The sequence below is a fragment of the Streptomyces melanogenes genome (genome assembly GCF_014649795.1).
GTDB classification, from domain to species: domain Bacteria; phylum Actinomycetota; class Actinomycetes; order Streptomycetales; family Streptomycetaceae; genus Streptomyces; species Streptomyces noboritoensis.
The window spans coordinates 85,888-102,030 of sequence record NZ_BMTS01000006.1; the positions used below are offsets into that span (position 1 = coordinate 85,888).

The following is a 16,143-nucleotide window of genomic DNA, read 5'->3' on the forward strand; positions in this document are numbered from 1 at the left end:
CGGTCAATGAACTCCCGTCAGCGCCGTGGCGTCATCCTTCTCCTGGTCTCGGTCCTGTGCGCCGCCGGCGCCTTCGCCGGGGTCCTCTCGGTGATCCACGACGCCAACTCGAAGGTCGGCCCCGAGGTGACGGCGTACCGGGTGAACAGCGACATCAAGCCCAACACGGAACTGAGCGCCGACCAGTTCAGCCGGACGAGCATGCCCAAACGGTGGCTCTCCGACAACGCCGTCACCGACCTCTCCGCGATCCGCGGCAAGGTCGCCGTCACCCAGCTCACCAAGGGCTCGCTGCTCCAGTCCGACATGATCGCGCAACGCCCCGAACTGCGGCCCGGACAGCAGGAGATCGCCATCATGATCGACGCGTCCACCGGCGTCGCGGGCAAGATCCAGCGCGGCTCCTCGGTCAACATCTTCGCCACCTTCGCCGCCGCCAAGCAGGGCGACACCCCCCAGTCGAAGATCATCGTGGCGGGCGCCAAGGTCCTCGACGTCGGCAAGCTCACCCCTCTCGATCCCGGCCGCGACGACCGCAACAAGAGCACCGAGGCCGTCCCGATCACCTTCGCCCTGGGCACCCTCGACGCCCAGCGCGTCGCGTACGCGGAGTCCTTCGCCCAGCACGTGCGCCTCGCGCTCGTCGCGCCCGGCAGCGACCCCTCGGTCCCGCCCGGCGACCGTACGTACCGCCTCGAAAAGGACCAGTGAGGTTCGGATGACCACCAGGATCCTCCCGGCCGTCGCCGACGCCGACGCCGCCCGGTCCGTCACCACCCTGCTCAGCCAGCTCCCCGACGCCGAACCCGCCGCGCCCGTCGCGGACTCGACCCAGCTCCTGGACACCCTGGCCCGGCTGGCCGGGGAGTCCCTGGACGAGCTGCCCGAGGTCGTCCTCGTCCACGAGCGGATCGGCCCGGTGCCGGCGCTCGACCTGGTGCGCGAGGTCGCCCTGCGCTTCCCCGCCGTCGGCGTCGTCCTGATCACCTCCGACGCGGGCCCCGGCCTGTTCGCCGCCGCCATGGATTCGGGCGCGCGCGGCCTGGTCACCCTGCCGCTGCACTACGAGGAGCTGGTCAGCCGGGTGCAGGTGGCCGCCCAGTGGTCGGTCGGGGTCCGCCGCCACCTCGGCGGCGGGGGCGAGGCCTCCAGCGGCCCCGGCGGCACGGTCGTCACCGTCACCGGCGCCAAGGGCGGGGTCGGCGCCACCGTCACCGCCGTCCACCTCGCGCTGGCCGCCCGGGCGTCGGGCCGCACCACGGCCCTGGTCGACATGGACCTCCAGGCCGGGGACGTGGCCTCCTACCTCGACGTCCAGTTCCGCCGCTCCATCGCCGACCTCGCCACCATCACCGACATCTCGCCCCGGGTCCTCCAGGACGCCCTGTTCACCCACTCCACCGGCGTCGGCCTGCTGCTCGCCCCGGGCGACGGCGAGCGGGCCGAGGAGGTCACCGACCGCGCGGCCCGCCAGATCCTCTCCGCCCTGCGCCACCGCTACGAAGTGGTGATCGCGGACTGCGGCACCCAGATGAACGGCGCCAACGCCGCCGCCGTCGAACTCGCCGACACCGCCCTGCTGGTCACCACCCCGGACGTGGTGTCGGTACGGGCCGCCAAGCGGATCGTACGGATGTGGGACCGCCTCCAGATCCGCAAGGCCGAGGAGACCACGACCGTGGTCAACCGGCACACCCGCGCCACCGAGATCCAGCCCGCGCTCGTCCAGAAGGTCACCGGCACCCGGATCACCCGCACCTCCGTCCCCGCCAACTTCAAGGAGCTGCAGGCCGTCGTGGACGCGGGCCGTCTGCACGACCTGGACGCCAAGTCCACGGTCAAGCAGGCGCTGTGGACGCTCGCGGGCGAGCTCGGCCTGGTCAAGGGGGTGGGCCCGGCGCCGGAGAAGAGCGGCCGGGGCACCCTCGTGCTGCGGCGCCGGGGGCACGGATGAGGGGCATACGGACGCGCGCCGACCGGGACCGGGGACAGATCGTCGTGGAGTTCACCGGGATGGTGCCGATCATCCTGGTGACCCTCGCCGCGATCTGGCAACTGGTCCTGACCGGCTACACGTACACCGTCGCCGGACACGTGGCGGACGAGGGGGCGCGGGCGGGGGCGGCGAAGGACGGGGGGCCCGGCGCCTGCGAGACGGCGATGCGGGCGGCCGCCCCGGACGGCTGGGACGTGGGCCCGGGCTGCGGCGGAGGCGGCGACCCCGACGTCTTCACGGCCACCGTCGCGATCAAGGTGCCGGTGCTCTTCCCGGGGGCGCTGTCGTTCCCGTTCACGGTGCACGGGCGGGCGGGGGCGGCGCGGGAGGAGACGCCGTGAGGCGCCGTGGCCCCCGGGGCGACCGGGGCTCGGCCGCCGTCGAGTACCTCGGCTTCCTGCCGCTGCTGCTCCTGGTCGCGCTCGCCGGCGTCCAGTTGGGCCTCGCCGCGTACGCCGCCCAGCAGGCGGGCACGGCCGCCCGGGCCGCCGCCCGTACCGGCGCGCAGACCGAACGGGCGCACGGAGCCGCCCAGGCCGGGAAGGCCGCGGTGAGCGACTGGGTCGGCAAGCGCGCCGCCATCGGGGTCGGGGGCTGCCCGGGGGCCACGGTGACCGCCACGGTCACCGTCTCCATCCCGTCCGTCTTCCCCGGCATCGACCACTTCGGCCCGGTCCACAAGAGCGCCACCATGCCCTGCGACGAGAGCAACTGACCGAGGAGGCACGCCACATGAGCCTGCGGGCCCGTATCACCGCCCCCGAGGAGACCCGGGGCGGCGAGGGCGACGCGCATCTCGTCGCCACCTACCGGGGCAAGCTCCTGGAGGAGATCGACCTCGCCGAGATGTCCTCGCTCGCCGCCGCCGAGCGCCGGGCGCGGCTGGAGCGCGTCCTCGGCCACATCCTCAGCCGCGAGGGCCCGGTCCTGTCCACCGGCGAACGCGCCCAGCTGATCCGCCGGGTCGTCGACGAGGCGCTCGGCCTGGGCGTACTGGAACCGCTCCTGGAGGACGCCTCCGTCACCGAGATCATGGTCAACGGGCCCGACCAGATCTATGTGGAGCGCGGCGGGCGGGTCGAGCGGCTGCCCATGCGGTTCGCCTCGCACGAGCAGCTGATGCAGACCATCGAGCGGATCGTGTCGACCGTCAACCGCCGGGTCGACGAGTCCAACCCGATGGTGGACGCCCGGCTACCGTCCGGCGAGCGCGTCAACGTGATCATCCCGCCGCTCTCGCTGACCGGCGCGACCCTCACCATCCGCCGCTTCCCGCGCTCCTTCACGCTCCCCGAGCTGATCGCCTTCGGCTCGCTCGACCAGCCCATGCTGATGCTGCTCGCCGGGCTGATCCAGGCGAAGTTCAACGTGATCGTCTCCGGCGCCACCGGCACCGGCAAGACGACCCTGCTCAACGCGCTGTCCGGGCTGATCCCCGAGCACGAGCGCATCATCACCATCGAGGACTCCGCCGAACTCCAGCTCCAGCAGACCCATGTGATCCGGCTGGAGGCCCGCCCGGCCAACGTCGAGGGCAAGGGCCACGTCTCCATCCGCGACCTGGTCCGCAACTCGCTGCGCATGCGCCCCGACCGGATCGTGGTCGGCGAGGTGCGCGGCGGCGAGTCCCTCGACATGCTCCAGGCGATGTCCACCGGCCACGACGGCTCGCTCGCCACGGTCCACGCCAACAGCGCCGAGGACGCCCTGATGCGCCTCCAGACGCTGGCCTCCATGTCCGAGATCAAGATCCCGTTCGAGGCGCTGCACGACCAGATCAACTCGGCCGTCGACGTCCTGGTCCAGCTCACCCGGCACGCCGACGGCTCCCGCCGGGTCACCGAGATCGCCCTGCTCGACTCGCACGGCCGCGACCCCTACCGGCTCGCCACCGTCGCCCGGTTCGAGCCCCGCCCGATGGCCGCCGACGGCCGCGTCCACGGCGAGTTCCGCCACTTCCCGCTCCCGCGCCGCGTCGCCGAGCGCCTCTACCTCGCGGGCCAGCCCGTCCCGCAGGCGTACGGCATCGCGTCCTTCGACGAACAGCTCACCACCCGAGAGGCGAGGTAGCACCGCCCATGTCCGCACTCACCCAGCTGACGACCGGGGTCGCGCTGCTCGCCTGCACGGCGGCGGTCGTCGGTGTGCACGCGTACGCCACCGGTCGCGCCCAGCGCCGGGCCCTGGTCGAACGGCTCTCCACCGCAGGGGAGCCGCTGCCCGCCGGGCGCCGGCGGCCTTTCGCCGGGGTGGACCGCAGGCTGCGCCGCACCGCGGTCGGCAAGCGCATCGAGCGCAAGCTCGCGGTGACCGGCCTGGACCTCACCCCGGGCGAGTTCTTCGTCTACGTACTCGCCGGAGTCGTCGGCCTGTGGGTGGTGGCCGCCTCGGTGCTCGCCTCCTTCTTCGGCCCGCTCGCCGCGCTGGCCGGTCTCTGGGCCGCCAACACCTTCCTGAACTGGCAGCGCACCCGGCGTACGGAAGCGTTCATCAACCAGCTCCCCGAGATCTCCCGGGTGATCGCCAACGCCACCCAGGCCGGGCTCGCCCTGCGCACCGCCATCGCCATGGCGGCCGACGAGCTGGAGGCCCCGGCGGGCGACGAGCTCAAGACCGTCGCCGACCAGCTCGCCGTCGGCCGCACCCTCGACGACGCGCTCGGCGAGCTCGCCCACCGGCTGCCCTCGCGCGAACTGGTCGTCCTCGTCTCGACGCTGATCCTCTCCAACCGGGCGGGCGGCGCGGTCGTCAACTCGCTGCGCAACCTCACCACCACCCTGGAGGAGCGCAAGGAGACCCGCCGCGAGGTGCGCACCCAGCTGTCTCAGGTGAACACCACGGCTTACGCGGTGCCGGCGATCGGGGTCGGTGCCATGCTGCTCGTCAACCAGATCGCACCGGGCTCGCTCGCCAAGATGACCGGCACGTTCCTGGGCCAGGCCGCGGTCGTCGTGGCGCTCGGGCTGTACGCGCTCGGGTTCGTCGCGATCCGCCGTATCTCCAAGATCGACGTCTGAGGGGGCGGGCATGGAACTGATCCTGGGACTCATCGGCGGACTCAGCGTCCTGGGCGCCTTCGAGGGCGTACGGATGTACCGCGCCGAGGCCAAGCTCCCCGGCGACCTGGCCCTCGCCCTGGAGGTCGGCGCCACCCGCACCACCCGCACCGGCGGCGCCATCGACCGCCTCGGCATCCGCTACGCCCCGCTCGTGCTGCGGCTGATGGGCCCCAAGCGCGTCAGCGAGAAGCGCCGCAAGATCGACATGGCGGGCAACCCCGGCGGCCTGACCATCGACCGCTACGCGGCCCGGCGCGCGGTGTACGGGGCGCTCGGCGCGGTCGGCGCGGTGGTCATGGTCTCCGGCGGCAACTACCTGCTGGCCCTGCTGATGGTCGCGTTCGCGTACTACTGGGTCGAGGTCGGCATCTGGGCGGCCGTCCGCCGCCGCCGCGACGACATCGAGCGGACCCTGCCGGACTTCCTCGACGTGCTGGCCGTGGTGGTCTCCGCCGGTCTCGGCTTCCGCCAGGCCCTGGAGCGGGTCGCGGAGAAGTACGAGGGCCCCTGGGCCGACGAGGTGCGGATCGCGCTGCGCCAGATGGACATGGGGGTCAGCCGCCGCCAGGCCTTCGACGACCTGCGTCGGCGCAACGACTCCGAGCAGGTCGCCATGTTCGTCACCGCCCTCCAGCAGGGCGAGGAGCTGGGTGCGCCCATCGTGGACACGCTGATAGCGATCGCCACCGACATGCGCCGCACCGACGCCCAGAACGCCCGCCGCAAGGCAGCCAAGGCGGTCCCCAAGGCGACGCTGATGGTCACCACGTTCATGGTGCCCGCCACCATGATCCTGATGGCGTCCGCGATGCTGCTCGGATCCGAGGCCGACATCGGCTCGCTCACGGGGAAGTGAGGGGGACCACCATGCCGAGGCCACCGCAGCCGTCCGGCCCGCCGCCCGAGCCCGAGGTCTCCCTCCAGCTCAACGCCCTCCAGGCGCTCTGCCGCCAGGTCTTCCTGTTCCGCCTCGCGATGATAGGGCTCGGCACCCCCTTCGCCCTCGCCAACTCGGCCCGGGGCATCGCCACGTGGCTGGTCTCCGGGGCCGTACTGATCACCTTCATGGGCTCGTACGCCCTCTACCGCGACTGGGAGCGCTTCGGCCCGCTGCTGCTCCACCCGTGGCTGCTCGGCGTGGACACCGCGTTCGGCGCGCTGCTGCTGTTCACCGCGACCCCCGACTCCCCGCTCGGCTACGTCGTCGTCTGCACCCCGCTGCTCGCCGGTCTGGTGTACGGGTGGCGGGGCGCGGGGATCTTCGCCGGGCTCCAGTGCGTGATCCTGGCGCTCGCGTACATGGCCCAGAGCCGCCACCACCCCCAGCCGGTCGCCCCGGCCCTGCTGCTGCCCGGCTTCTGCGTCCTGGCGGGCGCGGCCGGGGTCGCGCTGCGGGGCCTGCTGCTGCGGTTCGGGGTGGCCTCGCGGGCGCTCACCGAAGCCCGGGCGCGGCTGGCGGTGGAGGAGGAACGGGCGCGGCTGGCCAGGGAGTTGCACGACTCGGTCGCCAAGACCCTGCACGGCGTGGCGCTGGCCGCCGAGGGCCTGGCCGCCTCGGCCGACCGCTCCGACCCGGTGACAGTACGCCGGGGCGCGACCCTGGTGGCCCGCTCGGCCCGCCGCGCCGCCGCCGAGTCCCGCGAACTCCTCGCCGACCTGCGCCGCGAGCCGGGCCCGGACGGGGGAGTGGACGTGCTGGCGGAACTGGCGGCGCGGGTGCGGGACTTCGCGGGTCGGAGCGAGAAGCCGGGAGTGACCTACCGCCCCCTGTCGGTCGATGCGATGCGGGTCCCGCACCCGGTCGCCCGCCAGCTCCTCACCATCGCCTCGGAGGCCCTGGAGAACGCCCACCGCCACGCGGGCCCGGCCCGGGTGGACGTGTCGGCGGGCGTGGTCGGGGACGTGCTGCGCATCAGCGTGTACGACGACGGGCGCGGCCTGCCCCCCGGCACCACGCTCGACGGGCTGCGCCGGGCGGGCCACTTCGGCCTGGTCGGCATGGTCGAGCGGGCGGCGGACCTGGGCGCGCGCATCCGCATCGGCCGGGGCGAGGCGGCGAAGGGCACGGAGGTCCGCCTCGACCTGCCGCTGGCGGCGCTGGGGGAGGGGTGTGCGCTGTGACCCGGGTCCTGGTGGCGGACGACAACCCGGTCGTGCGGGCCGGGCTCACCGCGCTGCTCGACGGCCGCGGCGGCACGGAGGTGGTCGCCGAGGCGGCGGACGGCCGCGAGGCGTACGAGGCGGCGCTACTGCACCGGCCGGACGTGGTCCTGCTCGATGTGCGGATGCCCGGAGTGGACGGTCTGGCGGCGCTGCCCCGCCTGGTGCGGGTGGCGCCGGTGATGATGCTGACGTACAGCGCCGAGCCCGAGACCGTACGCGAGGCGCTGCGGCTCGGTGCGCGCGGCTATCTGGTCCACGGCGAGTTCACGGTGGAACAACTGGTGGGCGCGGTACGGCAGGTGGGGTCGGGCGGAGTGGGCCCCCTTGGCTGTTCCGCCACTCCTCCGGGTGTCATGCCCCGGTCGATTTCATTAAATCCGAACGAAGAGGCTTCGCGGATGCAACCGGATGTGGGACAGTCGTCACCGGGGCGCCGGAGGGGAACTCCGCTCCTCGGCAAGGGACTTGGGGTGCACCGGCTGAGCAGGAGGGAGGTGGAGGTGATGGAGCTGATCGCGGCGGGCATGAGCAATCAGCAGATCGCCGCCGCCTGCTTCATCAGCGAGAAGACGGTGAAGAACCACATCAACCGCATCTTCGCGAAGCTACACAGCAACAGCCGCACCCAGGCGGTGGCGACGTGGCTGGGCACGCGGGGGGTGGCGGGACGATGAACCTCCGACGTCGACTCGCCTCCCGGTCCCGGAATTGGGCCCTGGGGCCCTGTGCCGGAACCGGAGGGCCCGGGTACGGTGCGGCTGTCGAGCGCGGCACCGCCGTAGACCCCGGAGGGGACCACCATGAACGACAAGCTCCTCAAGCCCGCGACCGCCGCCAGGATCCGGGTCCACGGCTGGCTGAACACGACGGCGACGGCGCTGCGGCGGCGGGGGGACCGGGGGCAGGGCGCGGTCGAGTACATGGGGATCATCATCGTGGTGGTGGCGATCATTCTGGTGCTTACGCAGACGAATTTCGGCACGACGATCGCCGGGAAGATCACGGCGGCGATCAACAAGATCAACCCCTGACCCCACCCGCGTCCCGCCGTCCCACCGGCGACCGGGGGCAGGCCTTCCCCGTCTACATCACCGCGGTGGCGGGCCTGCTCTTCCTCGCGTTCGCGTACTTCGCGGTCGGGCAGGCGGCGGTGAAGCGCAACGAGGCCCAGACGGCCGCGGACGCGGCGGCCCTCGCGGCGGCCCAGGACTTCCGCGACCAGCTGCGGAACGGCCTGCTCGACACCTTCGACCTCGTGCGCTGGCAGAAGCTGCTCGAAGGCGATCGGGGCGGGCTGCTCCCGCACGACTCCTGCCCGGCGGCGTACGACCTCGCCTCGCGCAACGACGCCACGGCCGACACCTGCGAGCTCTCCTTCGGGCCCGAGCCCACCTATCAGGTGGCCGTGCAGACCAACAGGACGGCGGGCCACTCGGTCATCGCCGCCACGCAGGACCACAAGGGCAAGGCGAAGGCGACCGCCGTGGTCGTCCCGCGCTGCCACCTCAAAGAGGCGCCGGGGAGCGGGCCCACCACCGAGCCCCCCGAGCCGGGGCCGACGTCGAGCGAGTCCCCGGGGCCCGGCGGCCCGGGAGGCGAGCAGAAGGCGTACCGACTCGTCTGCGACAAGCGGGACTTCGAGATCGACCCCGGCCACCTCGACCTCCTGCCGAAGGCGTCCGACCTGTTCTCCGTCCATCTGGCCGACAAGTAAGCGTATGAAGTGCGCAGCACGAAGGACCGAAGGGGCTTCACTCATGGACAAGGCCAAGACCGGGGCGTGGACGAGAGGCGCGGTGGTCGCGGCGGCTGCCGCCGCCCTGACGCTCACCCTGACCGCCTGCGGGGGAGACGGCGGGGGCAAGCCGAAGGGCGACGACAAGGCCTCCACCGCTCCGGCGGCGTCCGGCGGGAAGAACTCCCCGGCCGGTGGCCCGTCCACCCAGAGCACCGAGGTCCTCGCGACCATCAGCGGCGCCGACGGCGTCGAGGTGGTGATCAACTCGGCGAAGCGGGACGCCGGAGGGTTCGTGACGGTGCAGGGCGTCGTGAAGAACGGCTCCAAGAACCTGTTCTCCGCACCCGGCTGGCAGGGCAGCGAACAGGAGCTGAGGAGCAACGGCGCCTCCATGGCGGGCGCGGCGCTGGTCGACAAGGTGGGCAAGAAGCGGTACCTGATCCTGCGCGACACGGACGGGCGCTGTCTGTGCTCGCAGTTCACGACGGGCATCCAGGCCGGGGAGGCCGCCCCCTTCTACACGCAGTTCCCCGCGCCCCCCACCTCCGTCACCGACGTCGACTTCCAACTCCCCACCATGCCCACCGCCACCATCAAGATCTCCGGCTGAGGCTGAGGCACCCCATGCAGGCCACCGACGCAACACCCGCGACCCCGGCCCCCGGTCCCCGCCGCCGTCACGCCCGCCCCGCGGTCCTCGCCGCCGCGGTGCTGCTGTTCGTCGCGGCGGGGGCCGGCGCGGCCGTCGCCGACGATCCGAACCCCACCGCCGTGCCCGCCGCCGCCCCGCCCGTGAAGGTCGACGCCAACGCGCCCGGGCTCAAGCTCTCCGACGGGGCGACGCTCGCCGCGCCGAGGGTCGTCGACATCAAGTCGGTCGTCGAGGACATGGGCGGCGAGGAGCGCCGCTCCGACACCAACGCCGACATCTCCTTCGCCCTGCAGGCCGAGGTCCTCTTCGGCAAGGACAGCGCCGCGCTCTCCGCCGAGGCCACCGGCCGCATCCAGGCGATCGCCGACGAGATCAAGAAGCAGAAGGCCACGAACGTCCGCGTGTTCGGCTTCACCGACAACCTCGGTACGCACGAGCACGGCGTCGTCCTGTCCCGCCAGCGCGCGGACGCCGTCCAGGGCGCGCTCTCGCAGTCGGTGGGCGGCGCGGTCACGTTCGACATCCGGGGGTACGCGGAGGACTACCCGATCGCCGACAACTCCTCGGAGGACGGCCGCCGCAAGAACCGCCGAGTCGAGGTGTCCTTCCCGCGCGGGGCCTCCGGCTAGGACCGGGCCCGGCAGCGAGGGCGGGCCCGGCCGGCCGGGTGGAGGTGCGGTCGGCCGGGCCCCGTATGCGCGCGGGCCCCCGTCAACGTCCGTTGGAAGTGACGCTCCCGCGCACCACAGAGGCTGCCAGCGGGGGCGTACCCGGGACTTGGACAAAAGCGCACGCGGGCGCGAGGTGGCCGGGAATCGCCCATGCGGTCATCGGTGAAGTGTGGACAGATAGTCTGCGCGCAGATAATCTACGGGAAGGTTAAAGCGCGCGACAGGTCGACACGGGCATCAGGCGTCAGAGGAGAACCGACATGTGGGTGTACGAGCACGGCGTCGAGACCAGCGCCACCCCCGAGGCCGTCTGGCGGCTGTGGGCCGATGTGGAGAACTGGGGTGCCTGGAACGCGGACGTCCAGAAGATCGAGATCCGGGGCCCGTTCGCGGCCGGGACCGAGATCACCATGGGGGCGGACGGTCAGGACCCGATCGAGCTGCGGATCACCGAAGTGGCCGAGAACGAGCTGTTCGTGGACGAGGCCCGCTTCGACGGCCTGGTCCTGCGCACCGCGCACCGGCTCGACCGGCAGGCCCCGGACCGTACCCGGGTGGTCTACCGGATGGAGATCACCGGAGCCGCGGCCGACGAACTGGGCCCGGAGATCGGCTCGGCCGTCACCGCCGACTGGCCCCAGACCATGGCCGCGCTCGTCCGGCTCGCGGAGGGGCGCTGATGGCGCTCACGCCCGGCGAGAGCCCCGGGTTCCTGCTCTGGCACGCCACCCTGCGCTGGCAGCGCGGGGTGACCGCGGCCCTGGCGCCGCTGGGTCTCACGCATGTGCAGTTCGTGCTGCTCGCGTGCACCTGGTGGCTCAACGGGCAGGGCGAGCACCCCAACCAGCTGGCGGTCGCCCGCCAGGCGGGCACCGACGTCAAGATGACGTCCCAGGTCGTCCGTACGCTGGAGGGCAAGGGCCTGCTGGTGCGCGAGACCGACCCGGCGGACACCCGGGCCAAGCGACTGCGGGTGACGGAGGCCGGGGCGGAGCTCGCGCCGCGGGCGATCGCGGCGGTCGAGGCGGTGGACGCGGAGTTCTTCCGGCCGGTGCCGGTGGGCGAGGCGGTGGCGCTGCTCGCGGCGCTGGCCCGGCCGGAAGACTAGGCCTGTCCTAAGATCCGCTGCCGTACGGCCTGGTGATCATCTCCATGGCGTGGCCGGACGGGTCGAGGAAGTAGACGCCCCGGCCGCCGTCGTTGTGGTTGATCTCGTCGGGGCGCTTCATGTACGGATCGGCGAAGTGCCGTACGCCCCACTGCTTGATCTTCTCGTAGCCCGCGTCGAACTCCTCCTCGGAGACGAGGAAGGCGTAGTGCTGCGGCACGATCTTGTCCGGGTCACCGGTGGCGAAATCCAGGGTGACGCCGTTTCCGGTCTCCACGGGGATGAACGGTCCCCACTCGTCGCCGACCCGCAGGCCCAGGATGTCCGCCAGGAACTCGGCGGAGGCCCGCTTGTCGCGGGAGTGGATGATGGTGTGATTCAACTCGACTGACACGGTGGAATGCCTCCAACAGGCATCTCACGGGCACCTCCACGCTCACCCGGTCGGTGACCAACGCGCGATGCCGTGCCGTGATCGTAGGCAGGGGCGTGCGGGGCGGGCAAGGCTACTTCCGGCTTACGTGTGGCCCGCATGTAGTTCTACGCGCACCCGTACGCCGGGTCGGATGCCCCACTGGGCCATTGCGCCCGCCTCCGCCTCCAGGATGTGGCGGGCGCGGAGGCGGGGGGCGGTGAGGCGGTTCGGGGGGACGGTGTGGAGGGTGATCACGCGGAGGTGGCGGTCGAGGTAGGCGACGTCGAGGGGGAAGCGCATGCGGAAGGTGTGGACGGAGGTGGCCGGGCTGAGCAGCACGGCCCCCTCGACCCCGTCCCGCCCGAGGAGCCCCCGGGTCCGGGCCCGATAGGACGAGGCGACCTCAAGGGGCACGAGGATTCCCCCTTCAACCACCAACTGCCCGCACCCGTCCCGCCATCGCGCCATACGCCCACGCTACAGAGCCCCCACCCCACCCCTTCCCGAAGTTCCAAAGTAGGGGTTCTGTCCCGCCCGACCGTGCGCCGGGAGGGACAGCTTGGAAGGACGTACTAGTTAGCTGTTGAGCGGCGCATCACGGGCAGTTCATCCCACACGGCATGCTGCGGGTACTTGTGCGCACAGTCCGGGCACACGTTGCGGGTGTACCCGGACCCGCCGCTCATGCTCTGTACTGCGCCGATGACAACAGGGGCGCCAGTCAAGTGTCCGCAGGTAGCCAACGTGGGCGGCTTGGCGGGCTCGGGCTCCGGGGTGATCGCGTCGCGGGTCATGCGACCACCGCCACGTACACATCGTGCCGCTCGGGGTTCGGGTAGTCGTAGCCGAGATCGGCGAACACCATCGCGAGGCAGCGTTGGCGCCGCCGTTCGATCGCGGCTTCTTCCCGCTGGACCCATGCGCGAAGATAGGGCGGGATGCGGGGGCCGTGCTTCTCGACTGTTGTCATGGACCGAGCGGGGACGACCAACGTAATCGGGGCCGAGGGCGCACAGATCACGGTCTTGCGCGGGGTCGGGACCGGTGAGGGGGCGGGACGGGGAGAGGGGCGGTTCCCGCAGTGGCGTCCGTGGGCGGGCAGTAAGAGGCGCAGCACCCACAGCAGGGCACGGGCGATAACATCGCGCATACGTCGTTCAGCTCCTAGATAGCTGTCTCGGCGGAGCCCCGATAGACCGGGCCTAATCGGTCTGTCGGGGCGTTTTCGTGTTCGACGTTAAGGGGACTCCTCTACCCTCGTCTACCAACGTATGGAAACGGGCGCCGCCGTGGCCGGTTGTCTACGCTCTTCGGTATGAGCCCGACCATTGATTACGACGCCCCGACTCCGCCGTATCAGCAGATGGCGGCCGAGATCATCCGGGATATCGAGTCGGGCACGATCGCGGTAGACCGCCCGATTCCCTCGGAGTCCGCTCTCATCCAGCGATGGGGTGTGGCCCGGGACACCGCGCGGCGAGCAGTCAAGCATCTGCGGGAACTCGGTTACGTCTACACCGTGCCCCAGCGGGGCACCTACGTTCGCGATCGGAGCGCCGAGGGCGAGCACCAGGGCGACGAGTAGGCCCCGGCCGACACACGGGGGCGTGCCGACCGGGGCCGTAGTCAGGTGCGGGTGCGCTCACGCTGGCAGTGCTGGCACACGTAGCCCGTGCGCAGCACCAGCTTCATGGCGCCGGGGTCCTTGTGGGTCTGGCACAGCCACGACAGTTCGGAGTTCTCCGGAAGGTCGCGTTTCAGGAACCTGCGTGCCGTCGCGCGGGCGCTGCCGTCACCTGATCCAGGGGTGCTACTGGTCATCTCCGTTGCCGTTCTCGTCAGGCTCCGGCTCCGGCTCGGGGGCGCTGATGATCTCCTCGCCCGCCACGTCGTAGCCGTTCACTTCGTCCCTGCCCATAATGAGCCTCCTTCGGTTCTGTCGTTGCGAGTTGAGCCGAACAGTCCGCCCCAGCGCCTGAGTCCCCACTGAGCCGATGGGGCGGACACCTCGCCCCGCTGCCCGCGTTGGACCTCACATCACGACGCAGACAGCGGGAGCTGAACCCGACCCCCGGCCGGAACGGGGCTGCCCAATGCACGGGGGCGCCTCACCGGGGCCGGGAGTCTCAGGGGTGGCCAGCCCTCGCGTGTTCCTCGGAGGCCGCCAGTTCCCGTTGGTTGACCGCCAGTCGCCGTGTCTGCTCCTGGGAGCTGTTCAGCACCACACAGGCCATGTCTTCCACCCTGCGGGCGAAGATCGCGTGACCCGTGGCGGCCGTGTGCTCGATCATGGCGACGCTTCCGGCCTTGAGGTCCGCCGTTGCGTCCAGCGTCCAGAGGCATCCGCCATCGGCGGCGGACATGCAGCGGGCCGACAAGGTCACTTCGCTCGACGGGTGTCGTAGCACCTTGTAGACCACGGCGCGCAGGGTGCTGCGGGCGCTCATGGCCGAACCGCCGGGCGGAACGCGTCGGTCTCCCAGGGGTCCCCGCCGTCCGGCGGCACCAGCGTGACTACGTGCGTCTCGCCATCCCACGTGACGGCCCTCCCGAGCCGCCCGCGCGCTGTGTCCTTGACCAGCACGCCGGGAGCGGGAATCCACGGCAGTCCGGGTACGACAGCCCACATCAGCGCCGACCCCCAATCGGAGTGTCGAAAACGCGGGCCCGTGCCATCTCCTCCGGGGTGAGGTGCCGCAACGCTTCTGGCGCTGTTGCCCACTCGGTCCCGCCGCCGGGCGGTCGCAGGTACACGCTCCCCGCGTAGCGCCACTGGACCACGCCGATCTTGTTGTCGTTCGCGGTGTCCACTACGTACTGCGGGCCATCCATCGCGTCTCACCGTCCCCAAGAGGAATGCCGACTCATCAGATAGCCAACATCCGCTGTGCGCTGGCGGGTAGCTTCATGAGAGGTAGTGAATAGTGGTGAATGCAGCTCACCCTTTGATCAAGGGCGGTCGTGGTGAAAGATCCAAATGCGAAGCTCGCTGACTGGCTCGAACGGTCGGGGTGGAGCCGTGGCGAACTCGGACGACGCGTCAAGACCATGGCGGCCGAATGGGGACACCCGCACGTCTGCTCGGACACGTCCAGCGTTCGCCGCTGGGTGGCCCTTGGGGAGGCGCCCCGGCATCCTGTCCCGGCGATCCTGGCCGATCTGTTCTCGGCGCGCTTCGGGTACCGCGTCACGACTGACGACCTGGGACTAGGCGAGTCGCCCGACATTGACCGGGCGCTGACCTACAACTCATCGTTTGCTGTGACGGTCGAAGCAGTCGCAGAGCTAGGGAGAGCGGACGTGGACAGGCGAGCATTCCTTGTGGGGGCGCCTTTCGCGGCGGTGGCCGCAGTCGGGCCGTCCCGTGACTGGCTCCTCAACGCCCTTGATCAGCAACCCGAACCGGGTCGTCACGTGCGCCTGGAAGACGTGGCATCCGTGAAGAACATGTTCAGCGCGTTTCAGGAGATGGACATCTTCCAGGGGGGCGGGAGCGGCCGACTCGCGCTTGCCGCGTACATGAACGAGCATGTCTATCCCCTGCTTCGCCGGACGAACAGCGAAGAGGTTCGTCACGCCCTGTGCCAAGCCACTGCCGAACAGGTCTACCTGTTGGGCTGGATGGCCTTCGACAACGGCGAACATGGCACGGCGCAGCGGTACTTGGTTCAGGCTTTGCGGTTCGCCGAGGAGTCGAAAGACCCTGCCCTCGGGGCTCACGTGCTTGCAGGCATGGCAGACCAAGCAACACTGCTTGGGCATCCGGAGGAGGGGCGGCGACTCGCCCAGTCCGGCCGACAGGGCCTCGGGCGTACCGAGTCGAACGCCTGCCTCGCTGACCTCTGGACGCTCGAAGCGCGCGCGCTCGCCGTTCTCGGTGACAAGCCAGCGACGGTCAAGGCCATCACCAACGCGGAACGCGCCTTCGACAAGGTTGACCCCCAACGCGAGCCAGAATGGGCAAAGTTCATCGACCCTGCGTATCTTGGCGGCGAATGGGCCAACGCCTTCCGGGACATCGACGAGCCAAAGCACGCAGAGGAACACGCCCGTGCGTCGATCGCCCACGCACGCAAGCAGAACAGGGCCCGACGCGGAGCCATGTCCCAAGCAGCCCTCGCCGTCACCCACTTGCAGCGCAGGGACCTTGAGGCCGCGCATTCGGCGGGAGTCCGGACGCTCGACCTTGCCCGCCGGGTGAAGTCGTCCCGCAGCGTGGAAGCCGTTCAGGATCTACAGCGGCGCATGATCCCCTTCGGGCAACACCCGCTCGTCGCCGACTTCAACGAGCGGGCTCGCGTCCTTCAGGCCGCCTGACGGAACGCCCAGCCAGACCAACGA

The 16,143-nt window shown here is 71.2% G+C and carries 22 protein-coding genes; 17 read left to right on the top strand and 5 right to left on the bottom strand.

The window, feature by feature from the left end; genetic code table 11:
• Positions 1-6 precede the first annotated feature (6 nt).
• The 15 genes from cpaB (at position 7) to IE252_RS15080 (ending at position 11,387) form a co-directional block, all read left to right on the top strand.
• Positions 7-711: a Flp pilus assembly protein CpaB gene (gene cpaB, locus IE252_RS15010; protein ID WP_190089903.1), complete on the top strand. Its 705-nt coding sequence runs from the start codon at positions 7-9 to the stop codon at positions 709-711.
• 7 nt (positions 712-718) lie between these two features.
• The gene (locus tag IE252_RS15015; protein WP_190089904.1) at positions 719-1,954 is read left to right on the top strand and encodes a CpaE/TadZ family protein; all 1,236 of its coding nucleotides are present in this window, start codon (positions 719-721) and stop codon (positions 1,952-1,954) included.
• Positions 1,951-2,337, top strand: a complete 387-nt coding sequence (locus tag IE252_RS15020; RefSeq protein WP_190089905.1) for a TadE/TadG family type IV pilus assembly protein — start codon at positions 1,951-1,953, stop codon at positions 2,335-2,337. Before IE252_RS15015 ends, IE252_RS15020 begins: the two co-directional genes overlap by 4 nt.
• Positions 2,334-2,711, top strand: coding sequence for a TadE/TadG family type IV pilus assembly protein (locus tag IE252_RS15025; RefSeq protein WP_190089906.1), 378 nt, complete (start codon positions 2,334-2,336; stop codon positions 2,709-2,711). Before IE252_RS15020 ends, IE252_RS15025 begins: the two co-directional genes overlap by 4 nt.
• A 17-nt stretch (positions 2,712-2,728) precedes the next feature.
• Positions 2,729-4,066 carry a TadA family conjugal transfer-associated ATPase gene (locus tag IE252_RS15030; protein WP_190089907.1) on the top strand — a complete coding sequence of 446 codons (1,338 nt, stop codon included), beginning with the start codon at positions 2,729-2,731 and terminating at the stop codon, positions 4,064-4,066.
• 8 nt (positions 4,067-4,074) lie between these two features.
• The gene (locus IE252_RS15035) at positions 4,075-5,013 is read left to right on the top strand and encodes a type II secretion system F family protein (protein ID WP_190089908.1); all 939 of its coding nucleotides are present in this window, start codon (positions 4,075-4,077) and stop codon (positions 5,011-5,013) included.
• Positions 5,014-5,023: 10 nt separating this feature from the next.
• Positions 5,024-5,911 (top strand): DUF5936 domain-containing protein, encoded by an 888-nt coding sequence (locus tag IE252_RS15040; protein WP_190089909.1) that lies wholly within the window; start codon positions 5,024-5,026, stop codon positions 5,909-5,911.
• 11 nt (positions 5,912-5,922) lie between these two features.
• The gene (locus IE252_RS15045) at positions 5,923-7,176 is read left to right on the top strand and encodes a DUF8745 domain-containing protein (protein WP_190089910.1); all 1,254 of its coding nucleotides are present in this window, start codon (positions 5,923-5,925) and stop codon (positions 7,174-7,176) included.
• Positions 7,164-7,892: a response regulator transcription factor gene (locus tag IE252_RS15050; RefSeq protein ID WP_229848368.1), complete on the top strand. Its 729-nt coding sequence runs from the start codon at positions 7,164-7,166 to the stop codon at positions 7,890-7,892. Before IE252_RS15045 ends, IE252_RS15050 begins: the two co-directional genes overlap by 13 nt.
• Positions 7,893-8,018: 126 nt before the next feature.
• Entirely contained in the window at positions 8,019-8,249 is a 231-nt protein-coding gene (locus IE252_RS15055) for a hypothetical protein (RefSeq protein ID WP_067163534.1), read from the top strand.
• A complete protein-coding gene (locus tag IE252_RS15060; protein WP_190090171.1) occupies positions 8,246-8,932 on the top strand; it encodes a pilus assembly protein TadG-related protein in 687 nt (228 codons plus the stop codon). Before IE252_RS15055 ends, IE252_RS15060 begins: the two co-directional genes overlap by 4 nt.
• A gap of 43 nt (positions 8,933-8,975) precedes the next feature.
• Complete coding sequence (locus tag IE252_RS15065; protein WP_190089911.1) at positions 8,976-9,566, top strand: hypothetical protein; 591 nt, start codon at positions 8,976-8,978, stop codon at positions 9,564-9,566.
• Between the two features lie 14 nt (positions 9,567-9,580).
• A complete protein-coding gene (locus IE252_RS15070; protein ID WP_190089912.1) occupies positions 9,581-10,237 on the top strand; it encodes an OmpA family protein in 657 nt (218 codons plus the stop codon).
• Positions 10,238-10,539: 302 nt separating this feature from the next.
• Positions 10,540-10,959, top strand: coding sequence for an SRPBCC family protein (locus tag IE252_RS15075; RefSeq protein WP_190089913.1), 420 nt, complete (start codon positions 10,540-10,542; stop codon positions 10,957-10,959).
• A complete protein-coding gene (locus IE252_RS15080; protein WP_190089914.1) occupies positions 10,959-11,387 on the top strand; it encodes a MarR family winged helix-turn-helix transcriptional regulator in 429 nt (142 codons plus the stop codon). The genes IE252_RS15075 and IE252_RS15080 overlap by 1 nt, the downstream gene beginning before the upstream one ends.
• A 7-nt stretch (positions 11,388-11,394) precedes the next feature.
• On the opposite strand, the gene IE252_RS15085 is transcribed toward IE252_RS15080, so the two are convergent.
• From IE252_RS15085 to IE252_RS15095, 3 genes are all read right to left on the bottom strand, one after another.
• The gene (locus IE252_RS15085; RefSeq protein ID WP_190089915.1) at positions 11,395-11,781 is read right to left on the bottom strand and encodes a VOC family protein; all 387 of its coding nucleotides are present in this window, start codon (positions 11,779-11,781) and stop codon (positions 11,395-11,397) included.
• Between the two features lie 123 nt (positions 11,782-11,904).
• On the bottom strand, positions 11,905-12,270 hold the full coding sequence (locus tag IE252_RS15090; protein ID WP_190089916.1) for a DUF192 domain-containing protein: 366 nt from the start codon (positions 12,268-12,270) through the stop codon (positions 11,905-11,907).
• A 322-nt stretch (positions 12,271-12,592) separates the two neighbouring features.
• Complete coding sequence (locus IE252_RS15095) at positions 12,593-12,772, bottom strand: hypothetical protein (RefSeq protein ID WP_190089917.1); 180 nt, start codon at positions 12,770-12,772, stop codon at positions 12,593-12,595.
• A gap of 345 nt (positions 12,773-13,117) precedes the next feature.
• On the opposite strand from IE252_RS15095, the gene IE252_RS15100 reads away from it, so the two are divergent.
• Positions 13,118-13,387: a GntR family transcriptional regulator gene (locus IE252_RS15100; protein ID WP_190089918.1), complete on the top strand. Its 270-nt coding sequence runs from the start codon at positions 13,118-13,120 to the stop codon at positions 13,385-13,387.
• A 41-nt stretch (positions 13,388-13,428) separates the two neighbouring features.
• On the opposite strand, the gene IE252_RS15105 is transcribed toward IE252_RS15100, so the two are convergent.
• Positions 13,429-13,623, bottom strand: a complete 195-nt coding sequence (locus tag IE252_RS15105; protein ID WP_190089919.1) for a hypothetical protein — start codon at positions 13,621-13,623, stop codon at positions 13,429-13,431.
• 305 nt (positions 13,624-13,928) lie between these two features.
• Complete coding sequence (locus tag IE252_RS15110; protein ID WP_190089920.1) at positions 13,929-14,249, bottom strand: hypothetical protein; 321 nt, start codon at positions 14,247-14,249, stop codon at positions 13,929-13,931.
• A gap of 517 nt (positions 14,250-14,766) precedes the next feature.
• Between IE252_RS15110 and IE252_RS15115 the strand changes: the two genes are divergently transcribed.
• The gene (locus IE252_RS15115) at positions 14,767-16,119 is read left to right on the top strand and encodes an NsdA family TPR-like regulatory protein (RefSeq protein WP_190089921.1); all 1,353 of its coding nucleotides are present in this window, start codon (positions 14,767-14,769) and stop codon (positions 16,117-16,119) included.
• Positions 16,120-16,143: the final 24 nt, after the last annotated feature.

Excerpts from the sequence above, each read along its gene's own strand:
- IE252_RS15100 (WP_190089918.1), top strand. The coding sequence starts at position 13,118 with ATGAGCCCGACCATTGATTACGACGCCCCGACTCCGCCGTATCAGCAG.
- IE252_RS15065 (WP_190089911.1), top strand. The coding sequence starts at position 8,976 with ATGGACAAGGCCAAGACCGGGGCGTGGACGAGAGGCGCGGTGGTCGCG.
- IE252_RS15090 (WP_190089916.1), bottom strand. The coding sequence starts at position 12,270 with ATGGCGCGATGGCGGGACGGGTGCGGGCAGTTGGTGGTTGAAGGGGGA.
- IE252_RS15070 (WP_190089912.1), top strand. The coding sequence starts at position 9,581 with ATGCAGGCCACCGACGCAACACCCGCGACCCCGGCCCCCGGTCCCCGC.
- IE252_RS15110 (WP_190089920.1), bottom strand. The coding sequence starts at position 14,249 with ATGAGCGCCCGCAGCACCCTGCGCGCCGTGGTCTACAAGGTGCTACGA.
- IE252_RS15055 (WP_067163534.1), top strand. The coding sequence starts at position 8,019 with ATGAACGACAAGCTCCTCAAGCCCGCGACCGCCGCCAGGATCCGGGTC.
- cpaB (WP_190089903.1), top strand. The coding sequence starts at position 7 with ATGAACTCCCGTCAGCGCCGTGGCGTCATCCTTCTCCTGGTCTCGGTC.
- IE252_RS15035 (WP_190089908.1), top strand. The coding sequence starts at position 4,075 with ATGTCCGCACTCACCCAGCTGACGACCGGGGTCGCGCTGCTCGCCTGC.
- IE252_RS15095 (WP_190089917.1), bottom strand. The coding sequence starts at position 12,772 with ATGACAACAGTCGAGAAGCACGGCCCCCGCATCCCGCCCTATCTTCGC.
- IE252_RS15020 (WP_190089905.1), top strand. The coding sequence starts at position 1,951 with ATGAGGGGCATACGGACGCGCGCCGACCGGGACCGGGGACAGATCGTC.
- IE252_RS15080 (WP_190089914.1), top strand. The coding sequence starts at position 10,959 with ATGGCGCTCACGCCCGGCGAGAGCCCCGGGTTCCTGCTCTGGCACGCC.
- IE252_RS15105 (WP_190089919.1), bottom strand. The coding sequence starts at position 13,623 with ATGACCAGTAGCACCCCTGGATCAGGTGACGGCAGCGCCCGCGCGACG.
- IE252_RS15015 (WP_190089904.1), top strand. The coding sequence starts at position 719 with ATGACCACCAGGATCCTCCCGGCCGTCGCCGACGCCGACGCCGCCCGG.
- IE252_RS15030 (WP_190089907.1), top strand. The coding sequence starts at position 2,729 with ATGAGCCTGCGGGCCCGTATCACCGCCCCCGAGGAGACCCGGGGCGGC.
- IE252_RS15040 (WP_190089909.1), top strand. The coding sequence starts at position 5,024 with ATGGAACTGATCCTGGGACTCATCGGCGGACTCAGCGTCCTGGGCGCC.
- IE252_RS15075 (WP_190089913.1), top strand. The coding sequence starts at position 10,540 with ATGTGGGTGTACGAGCACGGCGTCGAGACCAGCGCCACCCCCGAGGCC.
- IE252_RS15045 (WP_190089910.1), top strand. The coding sequence starts at position 5,923 with ATGCCGAGGCCACCGCAGCCGTCCGGCCCGCCGCCCGAGCCCGAGGTC.